Origin of the sequence: Salegentibacter sp. T436 (assembly GCF_001932675.1) — a bacterium.
Classification (GTDB): Bacteria; Bacteroidota; Bacteroidia; order Flavobacteriales; family Flavobacteriaceae; genus Salegentibacter; species Salegentibacter agarivorans.
Genome location: NZ_CP012872.1, coordinates 1183333 through 1202548, shown reverse-complemented (window position 1 = coordinate 1202548; position 19216 = coordinate 1183333). Strand labels below are relative to the sequence as shown.

Annotated in this window: 17 protein-coding genes; 8 read left to right on the top strand and 9 right to left on the bottom strand. The window is 38.0% G+C overall.

Translation table 11 applies throughout. From position 1 onward, the window contains the following. Window positions 1-9: 9 nt before the first annotated feature. Window positions 10-822 (bottom strand): glycogen/starch synthase, encoded by an 813-nt coding sequence (locus AO058_RS05285; RefSeq protein WP_075325576.1) that lies wholly within the window; start codon window positions 820-822, stop codon window positions 10-12. 110 nt (window positions 823-932) lie between these two features. Between AO058_RS05285 and panC the strand changes: the two genes are divergently transcribed. The 6 genes from panC (at window position 933) to AO058_RS05255 (ending at window position 6902) form a co-directional block, all read left to right on the top strand. Further along, the gene (gene panC, locus AO058_RS05280) at window positions 933-1790 is read left to right on the top strand and encodes a pantoate--beta-alanine ligase (protein ID WP_075325575.1); all 858 of its coding nucleotides are present in this window, start codon (window positions 933-935) and stop codon (window positions 1788-1790) included. A gap of 3 nt (window positions 1791-1793) precedes the next feature. Next, entirely contained in the window at window positions 1794-2144 is a 351-nt protein-coding gene (gene panD, locus AO058_RS05275; RefSeq protein WP_075325574.1) for an aspartate 1-decarboxylase, read from the top strand. Between the two features lie 4 nt (window positions 2145-2148). Then, window positions 2149-3114 (top strand): lysylphosphatidylglycerol synthase transmembrane domain-containing protein, encoded by a 966-nt coding sequence (locus AO058_RS05270; RefSeq protein WP_075325573.1) that lies wholly within the window; start codon window positions 2149-2151, stop codon window positions 3112-3114. A gap of 37 nt (window positions 3115-3151) precedes the next feature. Then, on the top strand, window positions 3152-4300 hold the full coding sequence (locus tag AO058_RS05265) for an alpha/beta hydrolase (RefSeq protein ID WP_075325572.1): 1149 nt from the start codon (window positions 3152-3154) through the stop codon (window positions 4298-4300). Between the two features lie 19 nt (window positions 4301-4319). Beyond that, window positions 4320-5684, top strand: coding sequence for a DNA repair protein RadA (radA, locus tag AO058_RS05260; RefSeq protein WP_075325571.1), 1365 nt, complete (start codon window positions 4320-4322; stop codon window positions 5682-5684). 78 nt (window positions 5685-5762) lie between these two features. After that, a complete protein-coding gene (locus AO058_RS05255) occupies window positions 5763-6902 on the top strand; it encodes a M23 family metallopeptidase (RefSeq protein ID WP_075325570.1) in 1140 nt (379 codons plus the stop codon). A 27-nt stretch (window positions 6903-6929) separates the two neighbouring features. Here the strand turns inward: AO058_RS05255 and AO058_RS05250 are convergent, their stop codons facing one another. The 7 genes from AO058_RS05250 to AO058_RS05220 form a co-directional block, all read right to left on the bottom strand. Further along, window positions 6930-7967, bottom strand: a complete 1038-nt coding sequence (locus tag AO058_RS05250) for an NADP(H)-dependent aldo-keto reductase (RefSeq protein ID WP_075325569.1) — start codon at window positions 7965-7967, stop codon at window positions 6930-6932. A gap of 22 nt (window positions 7968-7989) precedes the next feature. Next, complete coding sequence (locus AO058_RS05245; protein WP_075325568.1) at window positions 7990-8937, bottom strand: OmpA/MotB family protein; 948 nt, start codon at window positions 8935-8937, stop codon at window positions 7990-7992. Between the two features lie 121 nt (window positions 8938-9058). Further along, window positions 9059-9829 carry an exodeoxyribonuclease III gene (locus AO058_RS05240; RefSeq protein ID WP_075325567.1) on the bottom strand — a complete coding sequence of 257 codons (771 nt, stop codon included), beginning with the start codon at window positions 9827-9829 and terminating at the stop codon, window positions 9059-9061. A 40-nt stretch (window positions 9830-9869) separates the two neighbouring features. Continuing rightward, the gene (locus tag AO058_RS05235) at window positions 9870-10421 is read right to left on the bottom strand and encodes a DinB family protein (RefSeq protein WP_075325566.1); all 552 of its coding nucleotides are present in this window, start codon (window positions 10419-10421) and stop codon (window positions 9870-9872) included. A 21-nt stretch (window positions 10422-10442) separates the two neighbouring features. Continuing rightward, the gene (locus tag AO058_RS05230) at window positions 10443-13409 is read right to left on the bottom strand and encodes a GEVED domain-containing protein (protein WP_075325565.1); all 2967 of its coding nucleotides are present in this window, start codon (window positions 13407-13409) and stop codon (window positions 10443-10445) included. A gap of 118 nt (window positions 13410-13527) precedes the next feature. Continuing rightward, the gene (locus tag AO058_RS05225) at window positions 13528-15066 is read right to left on the bottom strand and encodes a glycine--tRNA ligase (RefSeq protein ID WP_075325564.1); all 1539 of its coding nucleotides are present in this window, start codon (window positions 15064-15066) and stop codon (window positions 13528-13530) included. Window positions 15067-15129: 63 nt separating this feature from the next. Then, a complete protein-coding gene (locus AO058_RS05220; RefSeq protein WP_083634133.1) occupies window positions 15130-16014 on the bottom strand; it encodes a hypothetical protein in 885 nt (294 codons plus the stop codon). Between the two features lie 121 nt (window positions 16015-16135). Here AO058_RS05220 and AO058_RS05215 point away from each other — a divergent pair, with 121 nt between their 5' ends. Beyond that, window positions 16136-16756, top strand: a complete 621-nt coding sequence (locus tag AO058_RS05215) for a ComF family protein (RefSeq protein WP_335740077.1) — start codon at window positions 16136-16138, stop codon at window positions 16754-16756. 58 nt (window positions 16757-16814) lie between these two features. After that, complete coding sequence (locus AO058_RS05210) at window positions 16815-18428, top strand: Ig-like domain-containing protein (protein ID WP_075325561.1); 1614 nt, start codon at window positions 16815-16817, stop codon at window positions 18426-18428. On the opposite strand, the gene AO058_RS05205 is transcribed toward AO058_RS05210, so the two are convergent. After that, the gene (locus tag AO058_RS05205; protein ID WP_075325560.1) at window positions 18415-19194 is read right to left on the bottom strand and encodes an amidohydrolase; all 780 of its coding nucleotides are present in this window, start codon (window positions 19192-19194) and stop codon (window positions 18415-18417) included. The two genes, AO058_RS05210 and AO058_RS05205, sit on opposite strands and share 14 nt — an antisense overlap. Between the last annotated feature and the right edge of the window lie 22 nt (window positions 19195-19216).

The following is a 19216-nucleotide window of genomic DNA, read 5'->3' as shown; positions in this document are numbered from 1 at the left end:
TAAAAATTTCTATTCAGATAAAACTTCGTTAGTGTAAAAATCCTGATAAGCCTGGCTAAATTCTTCCCTGTTTTTATATGGAAGTATTGGCTTATTAAGCCTGCCAATATATTTTGAAAGATCTTCAGGAAGGTCTTCGCCTGCAGTGATTATAGCATCTGAATGATCTGCCGCAAGCTTCATTAAATTAACGTAGTTTGGGGTTTTTAAATGCTTTATATCTTCTTTTTCCATCCCGTCATACAAAACTTTCTCCTGCATATCTTCATCTAACGTTCCTTCGAAGTCTTGATTGTATATTGAGGTAACTATTTTTGCTCCACTAAATAATGGCTCATTTCCATAATAGCGTCTAAGGTATAGCGGCAGCAAAGATGCCAGCCAGCCATGAACGTGAATAATATCGGGAGACCAGTTTAATTTCTTAACGGTTTCTATTACTCCTTTGGCAAAAAAGATGGCTCGTTCGTCGTTGTCGTCAAACATATTGCCTTCTTCATCGGTAAGAGTAGCTTTTCTTTTAAAATAATCTTCGTTATCTATAAAGTAAACCTGCATTCTTTCCTTTGGGATCGAAGCCACTTTAATTATTAACGGCATATCCAGGTCATTAATCACCAAATTCATCCCCGAGAGCCTTATCACTTCGTGTAGCTGGTGGCGACGTTCGTTGATGTTACCAAACCGGGGCATAAAAATTCTAATTTGCCCTCCAATATTATTTACCATTTTTGCGGCTTCAAAAGACGTGGATGATATTTCGGTTTCAGGCAGGTAAGGAATAACTTCAGATGATACGTACAATATCCTCTTATCTTTCATAAATTGATTGCTTTAATTGCGATTGCGAACAAAAAACACGCAAAATTACAAAAATTTATGCAGATTGCTGGTAATATATTAAGTTTGCACGCTGTTAATTTTATAATAAAATGCAGGTTTTCAAAGAAAAAACCCCTTTAAAAGCGGCCATTAATGCCGAAAAATCCAAAGCCAAAATCATTGGCTTAGTCCCTACAATGGGTGCTCTACACCACGGGCATTTATCTTTAGTGAAACAGGCTTTAGAAAGTTGTGACCGGGTGATTATCAGCATCTTTGTTAACCCAACTCAATTTGACAATCCTGCAGATCTTGAGAAATATCCACGCACTTTAGACGAAGACATTAAGCTCCTTGAAGAGGCCAGTGACCACCTCTGGATTTTTGCTCCCACCGCTAACGAATTATATGGCGAAAATATAAGTTCTGAACAGTTTAATTTTGACGGTTTGGAGCAGGTAATGGAAGGAAAATACCGAAACGGACATTTTGACGGGGTAGGAACAATTGTAAAAAGACTATTTACAATAGTAGAGCCACACAAAGCTTTTTTTGGAGAAAAAGACTTTCAGCAATTGCAAATTGTTAGGAAATTAACCGAAAAAGCAGAGCTTCCGGTAGAAATTATTGGCTGTCCCATTTTACGGGAAGATAACGGTTTGGCAAGAAGTTCACGTAATGAAAGATTAGATAAAGAGCAACGAGAAGAAGCTTCGTTTATTTACCAGACCCTTCTTAAAACCAGGGAACTATTTGGCACAAAAAGTGCAGATTATATACACAACTGGGTAAAAGAACAATTTAAAAATCATCCCGTTCTGGAATTGGAATATTTTGAAATTGCAAATACCCAAACTTTAAAAAAAATTAACCGAAAAAGAAAAGGTCATAATTACCGCGCTTTTATAGCGGCTTATGCCGGCGATATTAGGCTTATAGATAATATCGCTTTAAACAACGAAGAATAATCTATGCAAGTTCACGTAGTAAAATCAAAAATTCATAGAGTAAAAGTTACAGGTGCCGATTTAAATTATATTGGAAGCATCACTATAGATGAAGATCTTATGGAAGCTGCAAATATTATTGAAGGCGAAAAAGTTCAAATTGTAAATAATAACAATGGTGAACGTTTAGAAACTTACGTAATTCCCGGGCCAAGAAATTCTGGCGAAATTACTTTAAACGGTGCTGCAGCAAGAAAAGTGGCTAAAGGCGATATTTTAATTCTTATCGCATATGCGATTATGGATTTTGAAGAAGCGAAAGCTTTTAAACCCTCCCTGGTTTTCCCAAACGAAGAAACCAATCTCTTGAGTTAATCAGGTGAAAAAAAAGATAATTAAAATACTTAAAATCGTACTCCCATTATTATTGGGAGTTTTTTTAATCTGGTATTCTCTTAAAAGTGCCACCCCACAGGAACGGCAGGAATTATGGGAAAATATTTCAACGGCCAATCCCTGGTTTTTACTACTCTCCATGCTTTTTGGAGGCCTTTCTCACCTGTCCAGGGCATATAGGTGGAAATTCATGCTGGAACCCCTGGGCTACAAACCTAAATTAGCCAATAGTTTTATGGCGGTAATGGCCGGCTACCTGGCTAACTTTGGAATTCCAAGATCTGGTGAGGTGCTTAGAGCCGCCAGCCTTTCTTCTTATGAGAAAGTTCCTTTTGAAAAAGCTTTCGGGACCATTATTTCTGAAAGAATAGCCGATGTTATCGTGATGCTTAGCATTACAGCCATCACTTTATTTCTTCAAACCGAACACCTTCTCGCTTATTTTAGAGCCAACGAAATCAATCCGTTATTTAGCCTGGGAATTCTTTTAGCCCTGGTATTATTAGGAGTTCTAGGACTTCAAATTATTAAAAGATCTCAACTTCCGTTCCTGGTACGCATTAAGAAAATGGCTTATGGGCTTTTAGAAGGAATGCGCAGTATTTTGAAAATGAAACAAAAATGGGCTTTTATCTTTCATACCCTTTTCATTTGGTTCATGTATATTTTAATGTTTTATGTTATTGTATTTTCAATACCAGGATTAGGAAATACTGAATTTTCAATAATCATGGCTGCTTTTGTAGTAGGTTCTTTTGCCATTTCTGCAACAAATGGCGGAATTGGCGTTTATCCTGTAGCTATTGGCGCAATTTTGATGCTTTTTGGCATTTCCAAACAAAGTGGCGAAGCATTTGGCTGGCTCACCTGGGGTACGCAAACCCTAATGGTGCTCATCTTAGGCGGATTATCCTTTATATTTCTTCCCATTTTCAACCGTCAAAAATAATATATATCTTGTGTAGGTTAAACAAAACCTAACACCTATGGTAAAAAAATTACTCATTTTTGTGCTGCTAGTGGCGCCGCTACTAAGCTCAGCACAAACTCTTTACGAAACGATTTCTTCCGAAAAGCTCGGTGAAACAAGAGAAATCAAGATTCAACTCCCACGAAACTACGAGGAAAATACCGAAAAAACATATCCGGTAATTCTTGTGTTAGATGGTGACTACCTGTTTGAGCCTATGGCAGGTAATGTAGACTATGCTTCCTACTGGGAAGATGCGCCCGAAATGATTGTGGTTGGCGTTAACCAGAGCAAAACCCGTATGGACGATGCTTATTATGACGAGCGAAATTTTCTTCCGGCAGATAAAGGCGCAGCCTTTTTTGAGTTCCTGGGAATGGAGCTTATGCAGCACCTGGATAATAAATATCGAACTGCAGATTTCAGGGTGATTGCCGGCCACGATTATACCGCAAATTTTATCAATTATTATTTACTAAAACCCGATCCTATTTTTGATGGCTATATCAATCTTAGCCCAGATTTAGCGCCTCCAATGGCAGATCGCATCAGCAGTAATTTAGCTAAATCTGAAACTAAAAAATGGATTTATCTGGCTACGGGAACATCAGATATTCCACAATTAAAAAAGGGAATTGAAGATCTAAACTCCCAGCTTGCGGCAATAGAAAACGATTTGGTAACTTATAAGTTCGATAATTTTGATAATGCCACGCACTATTCACTGGTAGGAAAAGCAATACCCTCTGCCTTAGAAAGCATGTTTAGCGTTTACCGGCCTATTAGCCAAAAAGATTATAACGAACTTTTATTGCAAACTTCGGTGTCTTCTGTTAAGTTTTTAACTGATAAATATGAGAGCATTAATGAGCTTTTTAATATTCAGAAAAAAATAAGATTAGAAGATTTTATGGCCGTTCATAACGCGATAGAAAAAACCCGTAGATGGGATGATTATAAAGAATTAAGCAAATTAGCTTACGATAATTATCCGGGCACTATGCTGGGAACTTTTTTTGAAGCCCGTTATGAAGAAGAAACCGGCAATCCTAAAAAAGCAATGCGCACCTATCAAAATGCTTACGGACAGGAAAAAATTGCATTCTTAGATACCGATTTTATGCTGGCAAAAGCTGATGCAATTAAAAAAGATTTCGGTTATTAGCGGGAAAAATCAAAGCTAAATGGCCAAGGTTAAATCAACGTTTTATTGCCAGAATTGTGGCAGCCAATATGCAAAGTGGCAGGGCAAATGCAGCGCTTGTGGAGAATGGAATACTATTGCTGAAGAAATTGTAGAAAAACCCGATGCAAAAGATTGGAAATCTCCTAGCGAACGCGAAGCTAAGCGTACCGCCAAGCCATTAAAAATAGCTGAAATTGAAAATAGTCCTCAAAACCGATGGCATACCGGCAATAATGAGCTGGATCGTGTTTTAGGCGGCGGACTTGTTCCGGGATCGCTCACCCTACTGGGCGGTGAACCGGGCATAGGAAAAAGTACACTTCTCCTTCAAATTTCACTTCAATTAAACTACAAAGTTTTATACGTTTCGGGCGAAGAAAGTCAGCAGCAAATAAAAATGCGTGCAGAACGCATCAATCCCGTTGCTGCCAATTGCTATATTCTTACCGAAACCAAAACTCAAAATATCTTCAGGCAAATTGAAGCTATTGAGCCTGAAGTAATTATTATAGACTCCATACAAACCCTACACAGCGATTATATTGAAAGTGCGCCGGGGAGTATTTCCCAAATTAGGGAATGTACCGCAGAACTTATAAAATTCGCCAAAGAAACCAATACTCCGGTTATTTTAATTGGCCATATTACAAAAGAAGGAAGCATTGCCGGCCCAAAAGTGCTGGAGCATATGGTTGATACCGTTTTGCAGTTTGAAGGCGACAGAAACCACGTATATCGAATTCTAAGAGCCCATAAAAACCGTTTTGGTTCTACCCACGAGCTGGGAATTTACGAAATGCAGGGCAGCGGACTACGGGAAGTAAGTAATCCTTCTGAAATCCTCATTTCCAAAAATGACGAAGATCTAAGCGGAACAGCAATTTCAGCCACGCTGGAAGGAATGCGCCCGCTTATGATAGAAATTCAGGCGCTGGTTAGCACAGCTGTTTATGGAACTCCACAACGTTCTGCCACCGGTTATAATGTAAAAAGACTGAATATGTTATTGGCGGTTTTAGAAAAGCGAGCCGGTTTTAGATTAGGCGCCAAAGATGTTTTCCTAAATATTACAGGTGGAATTAGTGTAGACGATCCCGCAATAGACCTTGCTGTAATCGCTGCGATCTTATCTTCCAATGAAGACATCTCTATTCCAAAAGATATTTGTTTTGCTGCTGAAGTTGGACTTGCCGGTGAAATTAGACCTGTGACCCGCGTGGAACAGCGCATTATTGAAGCCGAAAAACTTGGTTTTGCTTCAATTTTGGTTTCCAAACAAAGCAAGATCCCAAAAAATAACTTCAATATTAACGTAGTGAAAGTGGCGAAAATTGAGGATGTTGTAAGCCATTTGTTTGGGTAATAAAAAAATAGAATGTTGAAAAAATAGCATCTTAATCTGGCATAATTACTGCTTTAAATTGCACGGAAACGCAAGACTATGAAGCAGATAAAAATTTTAAGCTTATTTCTTATTTTAATAATTTCGGGATGTTCGCAAATCAATAAAGCCTCCGATTTTATTACCAATCCAACCGCAAAAGAACAGTATAAACGGGATTTTAATGTTTCAGATGAATTGTTCTCCATTTGGGAAAATTCGGTTGAAACCGCTTTTAAGGATAGTGTAAGTGTAAACCTTCCTTACGCCGAAACCGGTAAATTCTTTCCTAAAAGTTTTTCAGTGTATTCTTATGAAATCCAACTCCAACCCGGTGAAGTTCTTAATTTAGAAGTAGAAACCGATTCTACAAAACAATTGGTTTTTATTGAGCTTTTCGAAAAAATCGCTGATACAATCAATAAATTTGAAAAAGTCAAATCTTCAGATTTTCAGAAGAAAACTTTAAGTTTTGAAGCTGAAAAAACAGCGACTTACAAAGTGGTAATCCAGCCGGAAATTGAAGCCACCACTCCATTTGCATTTAAAATGGAGAAAAGTCCTGCTTATTTTTTTCCGGTAGCTTCTGGAGTCAATACTAACGTACAAAGTTATTGGGGCGATAATCGTGATGGTGGTGCAAGAAGCCACGAAGGCATTGATATTTTCGCAAAAAGAGGAACACCTGTGGTAGCGGCTACAAACGGCAGTATTGGCTATACCGGTGAAAAAGGCCTTGGCGGTAAACAGGTTTGGCTACGAGACCGCAAGCGCAATCAGTCGCTTTATTATGCGCATTTAGATAGTATTGCAAATATTACCGGAAGTGTAAAAAGAGGAGATACTTTAGGTTTTGTGGGCAATACAGGAAATGCCAGGACCACGCCGCCACACCTTCATTTTGGTATTTATAAAAGTTACCGTGGCGCGATAAATCCGCTATATTTTGTTTACCAGGCCAATTCACTGCAAACCGAACCCGAGAAATTAGATAATATTCCGCACAAATTGATCGTACAGAGTAGCAGAGCCAATCTTAGAAACAAGCCAACCACGTCAAATTCCAGGATTCTAAGTACTTTGAAAGCTCAGGATACGCTTCAGTTCTTAGGAAAAACCAGTGAGTGGTTTCACGTAAGAACTTTAGGGAATAAAGCCTCTTTTATCCATCACAGTTTGGTTACACCAATAGCCCCCTAACCCCCGAAGGGGGAATTAATCAGATTTTTATGGCGCAGGATTGGGATAAGCTTCGTGAACTTTATTGATCTCTTCTAAAACTTCTTCTGAAAGCTTTACCTCTATACTACCAATATTTTCTTCTAATTGTTTAATGGAAGTTGCACCAATAATATTACTGCTTACAAACGGACGCGTATTCACAAAAGCCAGGGACATTTGCGCGAAATTCAAATTATACTTTTTAGCAATTTCAGCATAAGCTATGGTGGCTTTTACTGCGTGCTCATTTGAATATCTTTTATACTGCGGAAACAAACCTAATCTTGAATTTTCCTGAATTCCGTCTAAATGTTTTCCACTTAAAGTTCCCATTCCTAATGGGGAATAAGGAAATAAACCCACATTTTCACGATGAAGAATTTCAGTTAAGCCAATTTCATCCTTTCTATTCAATAAATTATACGGGTTTTGTATCGTGATCATTTTTGGAAGATCGTGCTTTCTGCTTTCTTCCAGAAAACGGGAAAGTCCGTAAGGCGTTTCATTAGACAAACCAACCTGCCTTATTTTTCCTTCTTTTACAAACTCATTTAAAGTTTCAAGTACTTCCTGGAAATTTTCTTCCCATTTTTCCTCTTCATCGTGCTCGTAACCTAATTTCCCAAAGAAATTGGTATTTCTTTCCGGCCAGTGAAGTTGATAAAGATCTATATAATCGGTTTGTAATCTCTTCAGGCTTTTATGCAGAGCATCGGTTATAGCTTCCTTAGAAAATCCAAGATTATCCCGAATATGCTCCATAGAATTTCCGGGACCAACTACTTTAGAAGTCAGGATTACATCTTCCCTCTTTCCCGATTTTTTAAACCAGGTACCAATAATTTTTTCGGTACTGCCCTGGGTTTCGGCTTTTCCGGGTATAGAATACATCTCGGCCGTGTCAAGGAAATTTACACCTTTTTCAAGGGCAAATTCAATTTGTTCGTGGCCTTCGGCTTCTGTATTCTGTTCGCCCCAGGTCATTGTTCCCAGGCAAATTTTACTAACTTTTATATCGGTGTTCGGGAGTGTGGTAAATTTCATTTATTATATTTCTGCATCGTTATTATTCTTCATTCAGCAATTTAGTAACCTCATCTAATTTTGGTGTTAAAATCACCTCAATTCTTCGGTTTTTTGCTTTTCCTTCAGCAGTTTCATTTGTTGCGATTGGTGCATATTCCCCACGCCCGGCTGCGGTTAAATTCTGCGGATCTATATTATTATTTTCTTTCAAAATTTGAACTATTGAAGTCGCTCTTTTTGTTGAAAGATCCCAGTTATCATTTAAAGGTCCACTTCCGCCATAAGGTACATTATCGGTATGCCCTTCAATCAAAACCGCGATATCGGGATTTTCTGCTAAAACCTGACCTAATTGTTGCACGGCCTGTCTTCCTTCAGCATTTACAGCCCAACTTCCCGAGCTAAATAATAATTTATTCTCCATAGAAACATAGACCTTTCCGTCGCGCTGTTCTACAGTTAAACCTTTACCTTCAAAATTGGTTAAAGCTTTTGAAATTGCATCTTTTAATGCATTCATTTTAGCATCTTTGGCCGCAATTAATTCTTCCAGTTCGTTTACCCTTCTGGAACGTGCATCAAGATCACGTTGTAATTTATCTAACCTTGTTTGCTCCTTTACCAACGCCTGTTCTTTTTCTTCTAATTCAGCTAAAAGTTGACGGTTTTGCCGTGAATTTTCTGCAATCGCTGCCGAGCTGTTTTCCTCTAAGGCATCGTAAGAATTTTTAAGGGTTGCATAGTTCTTTCTAGAGCTTTCCAACTCATCTTTTAGTCGATCCCTTTCAGCAGTAGCTGCAGCATAATCCTTTTTTAATGCTGAATATTCTTCATCTAAATTTCGATATTTATCGAGTTCAGATTGTGTATTTCGGTTTTCGCGTTTTAAATCGGCGTGCCTGCCTTCGAGTTCTTCATATTTTTTTGAGGACACACAGGAGGTCATAATAAGAACTGCTGAAACTGCTAAAACAAGTATTTTTTTCATTTTTATAATTTTAAGTTCAATTATCTTCTAATTTACCGTCATTGCGAGCCAGATAATTATCGGGTGAAGCAATCTGCAACTTGGTAGAGATTACTTCACTTGGTTCGTAATGACGTGCTTTCTAAAAATCTGATTCCAATTCTACCAAAACAGGACAGTGATCGCTGTGTTTGGCCTCGGGTAATATAACGGCTCTTTTTAGTTTTTCTTGTAAAGGCTCGGCCACCAAATTATAATCTATACGCCAGCCCTTGTTGTTGGCGCGGGCATTTGCACGGTAACTCCACCAGGAATAATTATCACCTTCCTCATTAAAATGCCTGAAGGAATCTATAAAACCACTTTTCATAAAATTATCTATCCACTCACGCTCTACAGGTAAGAAACCTGATACATTTTTTAAGCGCACAGGATCGTGAATATCTATAGCCTGGTGGCAAATATTATAATCTCCGCAAATTATTAAATTGGGGAAATCTTGTTTTAACTCATTTACATAATGCTGAAAATCGTCCATAAACTGGAGTTTATGCTCCAAACGGGCAATATTTGTCCCCGAGGGTAAATACAAACTTATAATTGAAAAATCTTCAAAATCGGCACGAATGGTTCTGCCTTCAAAGTCCATATAATCTATGCCGGTGCCATATTCAATATGCAGCGGTTTATGCTTACTTAAAATTGCCACACCGCTGTAACCTTTTTTTTGAGCGGGATACCAGTAATGATAAGGATAGCCGGCTTCTTTAAAATCGTCGAGGTCTAATTGCTCAGGATTTGCTTTTATCTCCTGTAAACAAACCACATCTGGATTTGCCTGTTGCACCCAATCTAAAAAGCCTTTTCTAACGGCAGCTCTAATTCCGTTTACGTTATAGGAAATAATCTTCATTTAAGTCAATTTTCCTCAAAAATAAGGCTAAATGCAAGATTTACAAGCTGGATTGCTGAATTTCCAGTAGCTTTTTAGCCTGCTGAAGATGTCGTTCTTCGTGAGCAAGAATAATTTTAAAAGCAGCATCAAGTTTATAGACAATTTTAGGATTTGCAGGAGAAGATATTACCGAGTTTTGCTCCAGTAAGTCTTCAGAATCTAGGATTTTCTGTTTTAATTTTTCCTGGTGTTCTATAAATCTTTTTAGAATATCTTCTGAAGCTGTATTTTCAGAAGGTTTCCAAATTGAAAAGGTTTTGGTCTTTTTTGAAGTATCAGGTTGTACCGATTTTAAAATAACTTTTCCGAAGAAATTTACCAAAAAACCCAATTTTGCCGTAAATGGTTTTTTATGATTTTTATTTCTCAGCCTATCAATCACCGGGAAATACGACTCATTTATTAAAATCAGATGCTCTAAATTTTGGGCAATACTCCAGGTCTCGGCATCTGGTTTCCTGTGAATTTGGCTTTCACTGAGCTCTCCAAATGTCTTTTTAAACCTGTGCGTAAGTTCATCAAGCCTGTGTGTAAATTCTTGAGTATACACCTTTAAAATTATGATTTAAGTCTATTCTACTATAAAGCGTTTTACTTTTCCTACTTCGCGCGTTCCCATTCTTACTAAATAAACCCCTCGTGCTGCGTAAGACATATCAAGCTCATAAACATAGCCTGTACCGTTATTTTCTACCTGATTTTCTAACATTTTTTGTCCTAAAATATTATGAACCGTAATTCTTAGGGTTTCATCATAATCGGTTTCCATAATTACTCTAAACTGTTTATTTTCTTCTGAAACCACCACCAATTCGGCTTCGTTAAGAATAAAATCTTCAATATCTAAAGTAGAATCGGTAATATTTACTGAATAATCGTGGGTGGTTCCATAATCCATTACTTCACACGGATTATTAAGATCACCGTCAAAACTGGTGTCTCCGGCTCTTATTCGCAGAAGATGTTGCCCTAAAGATGCATCAGCGGGAATACTAAAATTGTAAGAATACCACGTATTAGCATTAGGAATAACTTCAGAAGAGATTACGCGTTCGTCATCGTCAAAAACGGCATCGTCATTAAAATCTATCCACATTGAGAATTGTTCCTTATCCTCTTCAGCAAAGTGAGATTGCACCGAAACGGTAAATTCCCCCTGTGAACGGTCTAAAGTAGCCGAAAGACCAATAAAATCGGCATAACCATTTCCACAGGGAATACGTTCGTTAAGAACATCTTCTAATTCAAAAAACGAAATTCCGTCACCAAAACTACAATCAGAGCCTTCAGGAATACAATCTAAATTAGCTACAGATCTTACACTTGTGTCGTTTCTGGCATCAAAATCGTTCTCCAGTCGTGTGCCGGCGGTAATTCTATAGCTTCCGGAAGGTGAAATATCTGCAGTTTGATTAAAAGTATAAACTTCAAGACCTCCCACTTCCAGCGTGTCATTAAAAACTTCTCTTACCGGTGTGTTATTACCAACCTGGTAAAAAACCGGAATATCCTGTTGTGGTTCGCCTCCAAAATTTTCTATACTCACGGTTATTTCTTCTGAATTTCCTAAGCTCTCACCGGTTTGAGGAGCATCAATTGAAGTTACTCCAACATCGTTTGGCGGCAAATGTCTAACTGAAGTAGTTATTGTATCATTTTCTCTATTTTCATCTCCCTCTAAATTAGTGCTGAAAAGAAATTCGTAGGTTTCTCCAACTTCAGAAAGATCGGCGGTTTCAGAAAAAGTGAATTCTGCAGAGCTTGTTGCTGCAATACTTTCTTCAAAAGTTTCAGTCACTTCAGCACCGCCATTTATGCTATAACTAACTTCAAAATTAGATTGCGCATTTCTACCATAGTTTCTGATTTTAATAGTTATTTCTTCGTTTGTACCTAAACTTGCATCTTGCGGACTAACCAAAGAAACTACACCAAGATTATTATCAAAATCTGGTGCTATCTTAAAAACGCCTACGTGATTTTTCCTTTCCTGGCCTACAAAATACTCACCGTTATGCCAAAAAGTGAGTCCATCTGCCGCGTCTACACTTAAATGCGCATAATCCCCGTAGCGGGAATTGGGATTTGGACTTTCGCCTTCAATAATATTTTGCTCTTCAATAGTCATAATTCCCGGTTCATCATTAAGGTATCTCCCCGTATATCGCAGCGAGGGAAAAACCGGATTTTGCGGATTATCATTTAAAACCGTGTAACCTAGAGCAATATTCCCTTCCGCATCAAGGCCTATACTTCCGCTAAATCGGTCGCTATTATCGGGGGCGTAAGTTCCTTCCTGGTAAACACTCCAGGGACCGCCATCGGTTTGCTGGCGTAATTCATACCAACGTATTCCAGCGTGCTCGGCCGCACTGGGATCTACATCTACCACAAAATTCATAACCACAGCATTATAATTTTGAAATCGTCTGTAAATGGTCATATACATCATTGTAGCCTGTAATACGTCAATTTCGGGAGTATCTTCGCCGGGTTGTGAAAGATTCGAAAAAGAGCCTCCGTCAAATGTGGCTATAAAAGGCGAAACTCCCTCTGCCGCTCCTAATTCTTGTGATTCTGAAATAGTTGAAGCCGAAGGGTTATTCCAGTCTACATCAATAAGCCAGAGCTTTAGATGATCTTCATTAACCCCTGCCCACGAATCGTCTTGTAGAAAGACTATAGGCGAATTTCCCCGAGGAGGTATTTCGTTTCCAATCCCTGAAAAACCGGCCGGACTGTAAAATCCGTTAGTTCTAATACCGGGCAATGGAAATGACATAATTTGGGCAGTTTCCCCGGCCAGCATTTGGTCCCTTTCCAGAGCATACACCACCTGACTTGTGGCGGCGGTCCTGGTATTTTTATTAGTGGTGATATAATAACCGTCTCCCCAAACTGAAATCTTCGGGTAATCTGGCAAAACCCCGTTTGTGGTAAAGCGATAAGTGTACCAACCGTCATTCATTGGGTCTGGACCTTGTGAGACTGCGATTAAAAAACTTTCGGGGGTATCGCTGAACTGTGAAATTATGAACCTATCGGCAAATTCATCGTATAAAATAATAGGGTCTCCAAGGGTTTCATTGGTAAACTCGCCACCAATACTGGCAAGAGAAGCAGGTTCCATAATTCTGTTGCCCGATTTATCGAAAATTGAAAAAGCCGAATTCCATCCGTTTACATAATGGTTTGGCCCCGCAGCCCCGGTAGGATCTGTAGGAGTGGCTTGTGTAGAAGCAGCTTCAAACGTAAAGTTGGGAGCCTTCACAGGGATTTCACCCATTTTTTGCTGAAGCGCTTCATCCTTGGTTTTTGGTAAACCTTTTCCCGGAACAATTTTGTTAATTCCCCGATTTCTTGGATTGTAGATTTTGAATTCTTTTGCCGGCGGAATTAATTTCCTTTTAGACATTGCAGAAGAAGTTACTGCTTTGGCAGAGTCTATATAAACCGGGCCTGCTGTTTCTCTATCCTGACCCAGAAATATAGAATGAAAACCAAAAATTAAAACTAAAAGGAATAAAATTTTCTTCATTGTGATGAGACTTCTTCTTTTACTTTCTAAAAATAATGATTCTATGCGTATCTAAAACAAAAGGAGCGATTAAGTTGATTAATCGCTCCTTTTAATAATTTTAAAAAACACTTTTAAGTTATTTCTTCATCCAGGTCTTAAAATCTATCTCCTGTTCAATAAGTGTCTTAAGCTCTGTAATATCTGCGCGTTTTTGGTCCATAGTATCACGGTAACGCACCGTCACTTTTTTATCTTCAAGTGAATCGTGATCTACAGTTATACACAATGGTGTTCCCGCAGCATCCTGCCTGCGATATCTACGGCCAATCGCATCTTTTTCGTCATACTGAACTCTAAAATCCCATTTTAATTCTTCAATAATTTCGTGAGCAAGCTCTGGCAAACCATCTTTTTTAACTAGTGGCAGTACCGCCGCCTTGGTTGGCGCCAATACAGCAGGTAGTTTTAAAACCGTTCTTGTTGTTCCGCCTTCCAGTTCTTCTTCTTTTAATGAAGCTGAAAAAACCGCTAAGAACATTCTGTCTAAGCCAATTGAAGTTTCAATTACATAAGGCACGTAATTTTCTTTTAATTCAGGATCGTAGAAACGTAATTTCTTCCCTGAATGTTCTTCGTGTGCTTTTAAATCGAAATCTGTTCTGGAATGAATTCCTTCTAATTCTTTAAATCCAAAAGGGAAATTAAATTCTATATCGGTAGCAGCATTAGCATAATGCGCCATTTTTTCATGATCGTGAAAACGGTAATTTTCTTCGCCTAAACCTAAAGAAGCGTGCCAATTCTGGCGGGTTTCTTTCCAGTGCTCAAACCATTTTAATTCTTCGCCGGGACGCACAAAAAATTGCATCTCCATTTGTTCAAATTCCCGCTGGCGAAAGATAAACTGTCTCGCAACAATTTCATTTCTAAAAGCTTTTCCTATCTGTGCAATTCCAAAAGGAATTTTCATCCGACCGGTTTTTTGCACGTTAGAAAAATTCACGAAAATTCCCTGGGCAGTTTCAGGACGCAAATATAAGTCTGTAGCAGAATCGGCTGAAGCACCCAGCTTGGTTCCAAACATTAAATTGAACTGCTTAACATCTGTCCAGTTTTTAGAACCCGTTTCGGGACAGGCAATTTCCAACTCTTCAATTAGCGCTTTAACATCGGCCAAATTTTCATCGGTAAGTGATTTGGCAAGGCGCTCAAGAATTTCTTTCTCCTCTTTTTTATAACGAATAACCCTGGGGTTGGTACTTACAAATTCTTCTTCATCAAACTTATCTCCAAAACGTTTCCTTGCTTTTGCAATTTCCTTTTGTGCTTTTTGATTGATCTTTTCAGCATAATCTTCAACCAAAACATCGGCCCGATATCGTTTTTTAGAATCTTTATTATCAATTAAAGGATCGTTAAACGCATCTACGTGACCCGAAGCCTTCCAGGTGGTAGGGTGCATTAAAATCGCCGCATCTAAACCAACGATGTTTTGGTGCAACTGCACCATACTTTTCCACCAGTAATCTTTGATGTTTTTCTTTAATTCAGCCCCATTTTGCCCGTAATCGTAAACAGCACTAAGTCCGTCGTAAATTTCGCTCGATGCAAAAATATACCCATACTCTTTAGCATGGGATATTACATTTTTAAAAAAATCTTCTTGTTTTGCCATAGCACAAAAATAAAAAAACCGCCCTGATAAACAGCAGGGCGGCCTTTGAATTTTAAGTTTTAATTATCTTAGGTTAAAAGATGCTGTTCCCAGTAAAATCGCATCGGCATATACGTAAACTTTATAAGTACCTTCCAGCAATCTATTTTCGTTGGTATTAGCTAACAAACACACATCCAACTCGTTGTTTTCGTAATAAACTTTAGAAGCCGCGCTATATACCATAGGCCCGCCTTCGTGTTCTACCACAATTTCATCACCTACCAATTCATTTTCAGGATTATAAACCTGCACATACATATTCCTTTCTCCCGGCCCGGCAAGATCATTAGCCGTTATAGTAAAGCAAGTTCTAATTTGGTCTATTCTTCGGGTTCTGTCGTTTTCTACCAGTTTACCACTATTTCTTACAATAACTCCTTCCCCACGTAAATTGGTGACTTTAAGCTGCGCTGCCCGATCTACTTTGTTAGAAAGATCCTGGTTGGTAGTTTGTAAAGAATCTGAAACCCTGGTTCTTTCCTGTAGAATTATGTTAGTACTGTCTAAAGTTTGAGACATCATTTGGTTTTGGCGGTTTAGACTATCTACCACTCTAAATAAACGATCTTTCTCAGATTTTAAATTGCTAATTTCCCTGCGATAGCGAGAAATTAAAACCAGGTTGGCTTCATTATCTTCTACTGAATCCAGTAAACGCTCTATTCTATTCCTGGCATCTACCAGGTTTTGATCCATCACCTGATTTTCATCTATGGCCTCATCGTATTTCTTAATTAGATCATTAAGCTCGTCTTCTATTACCTCTTTCTCCTTGGTAAGAATTGCTTTATTCTCTTTCTCTTCGTTATAGAATTTAATTGTATAGATACCTAAGGCCAGTAAGGCCACAGCTAACACTCCGGTTAAAATCTTAAGCGCGGTGTTGTTTTTCTTTTCGGTCATCATATTAATAAATTTTGTTTGTAAATTTAGGAGTTTAATAAGGTAAACAGCAAGGACTTAACAAATGTTTCACGATTTAGCAAACCTATTCTATCCTGCAATATGTAACTGCTGTGACAGCCCTTTGTTAAAGACAGAAAAAGTAATTTGTACTTCCTGTTTACATAAACTCCCAACCACTAATTATCACCTTGATAACGAAAACCTTAGCAAAAAAGTATTTTCTGCCCGTTTACCTCTAGAAAATGCAACTTCCCTACTTTATTTTAAAAAGAAAGGAATGGTGCAAAATCTTATTCATAATCTTAAGTATAAAAAGCAGGAAGAGGTGGGAGCCTTCCTGGGATCCTGGCTGGGAGAAGAACTGGCATCACATCCCGCGTTTAAAAAAATTGATTGTGTAATCCCAGTTCCACTTCATCGTATAAAATTAAAACAAAGGGGATACAACCAGGTTACCGGCTTTGGACAGGAACTCGCCAAAAAATTAGATACCGAATTTATTGAAAACGTTCTGGTAAAAAAATCTGGTTCACGCACCCAAACCTTTAAAAAACGTCTTGGCCGGTGGGGCAGTATTGATGCTACATTTATAATAGAAAATTCAGAAATAGTAGAGAACAAACATATCCTGTTGGTAGACGATTTGGTGACCACGGGAGCTACTTTGGAAGCTTGCGGCAATAAGTTACTGGAAATTAAAAACACTAAATTAAGTATAGCGACTATGGCAATTACCGATTGATACTCACGTTAAAACCTAAAATAATTGTTTCTTTGCCTTTAGATTTCATTTTTAAATTATGCTGAAAAGAATTCCGGGAATTTTACTTGTGGTTGCTCTACTTTTGCTGTGTGTGCGATGCGCTAAAAAAGGAATGCCTGAAGGGGGCCCTGAAGACGAAGAACCGCCAAAATTTATTAGGGCAAACCCAGAAAATTACAATACTAATTTCTCTGCAGAAGAAATCAGGATTTTCTTTAACGAATATGTGAAGTTAGAAGATGCACGCCAACAAATAGTAATTTCGCCTCCAATAGAACCACGGCCCACAATTATTCCAATGGGTACGGCACGTAAAGATGTACGTATCCAAAATATGGATTCTCTTCAGGAAAATACTACTTATACCATAAATTTTGGAAAAAGTATTGTAGATAATAACGAGGGCAACCCATTACCATATTTTAAATATGTTTTCTCCACCGGTGACTACCTGGACTCTTTAAAAATTTCTGGAACTATAAAAGACGCTAATTTGAAAGCTCCAAACGAATTTATTTCTATTTTTTTATATGAAGTAGATTCAACTTTTTCAGATTCCCTGGTCTACAAACAAACTCCAAGATATATAACTTACACGTTAGATAGTAGCGTAAATTTTGAACTGGAAAACCTTAAGGAAGGCACGTACCAGATTCTTGCAGTAGAAGACAAAAACGATAATTATAATTTTAATCCTAAGAACGAAAAAATAGGGTTTATTGAAGATTATATCACGCTACCTACAGATTCTACTTACCAAATCACCATCTTTACAGAAGAACTGGAATTTGAGCCTAAAAGACCAAAACTCCTAAAAGGAAATCAAATTTTATTCGGTTACGAAGGGAAAAAAGGAGTAGATAGTGTAGAAATTAATTTATTAACCCCAGAACCTGAAGGTTTTAAATCCAGAATTGTAAAAGATAGAAAAACCGATACACTTTACTATTGGTATAATATTCGTCCCGAATACGACAGCCTTTCTTTTGAAGTAGTTAGCCCTACCCGCCGTGACACCCTATTCACAAAAATAGCAGAAGCCGACCGTGATTCCCTAAATATTACCACAGAACCTTCTGGCGGAATAGGGTTTGGCCAGGATTTTAAGTTGAAAGCCAACACTCCAATTACAAATTTTAACCGGGAGCTTATTAGTATTCGGGATGGAGATTCAGTAATTGTTCCTTTTAATGCTGAAATGCGCAGGTTGGAAAACGAAATTGTAATTTCTTTTGAAAAAGAAGAAAGCACCGATTATCGCGTAACTGCTTTACCCGGTGCTATTACCGATCTTTTTGAAGAAACCAACGATACCCTTCAGCAAAGTTTAAATACCAAATCTTATGCAGATTATGGCAGTATTATTCTAAGGCTTCAGAATGTTAATCGATTTCCGTTGCTGGTTCAGCTTACTAATGAAAAAGGAGAAGTACAGACAGAAAAATATTCTAATGGCGATACCAATTTACATTTTCAGTATTTAAAGCCCGGTAAATACCTTATTCGGGTAATTTTTGATGATAATGAAAACCGAAAATGGGATACCGGAAATTACTTAAAAAGAATTCAACCGGAAGAAATTCAATATTATCGGGATACTATAGATGTTAGGTCTAATTGGGATATGCCAGAGACTTTTACTTTAGAGTAAATTCATCGCGATCCTGGAGAAATTTTAACTGCCCACGCGTTTCCTCAAGATGTTTTTTATCTAGCGTAATTTCTTTTACAAAAGGTTCTTCGCGGTACAGCTCTGTAAGATTTTTTCCCAAACAATCGTAAGCTGCTGTGTGGCCATTATACTCGTAGCCATCACCGTCATTTCCGGTACGATTAACGCCAATACAGTAACTCATATTTTCTATAGCCCGGGCTTTTAATAGTGTATCCCACGCAAAAACACGCTTGCTTGGCCAGTTGGCAACATAGATCAAAAGGTCATAATCTTCGGTATTTCTTGCAAAAACAGGAAAACGAAGATCATAACAAACCAGCGGACAAATTTTCCAGCCTTTATAATCAACAATTAATCTATCTTTTCCGGCGGTATAGGTTTTATCTTCTTTAGCAAGCGTGAACGTATGTCGTTTATCGTAGATTTTATAACTTCCGTCAGGAAAAACAAAGAAAAGCCGATTGTAGAAATTATCATTTTCAGAAATAATCACGCTTCCGGTAACTGCAGCGTCTTTCAATTTTGCCATTTCACGCATCCAGTTTAGCGTTAAACCATCGGTTTTTTCGGCTAATTTACTGGCGTTCATACTAAACCCGGTAGTAAACATTTCCGGAAGAATAATAAGATCAATTTCTTCTGAAAGTGCTTTAATTTCTTTTGAAAAAAAGCTGCGATTAGCCTGGGGATCTTCCCATTTTAAATTTGCCTGAATTAGTGCGGTGTTTAATTTCTGTGCCATATTCAAAATTACCAAATTTTAA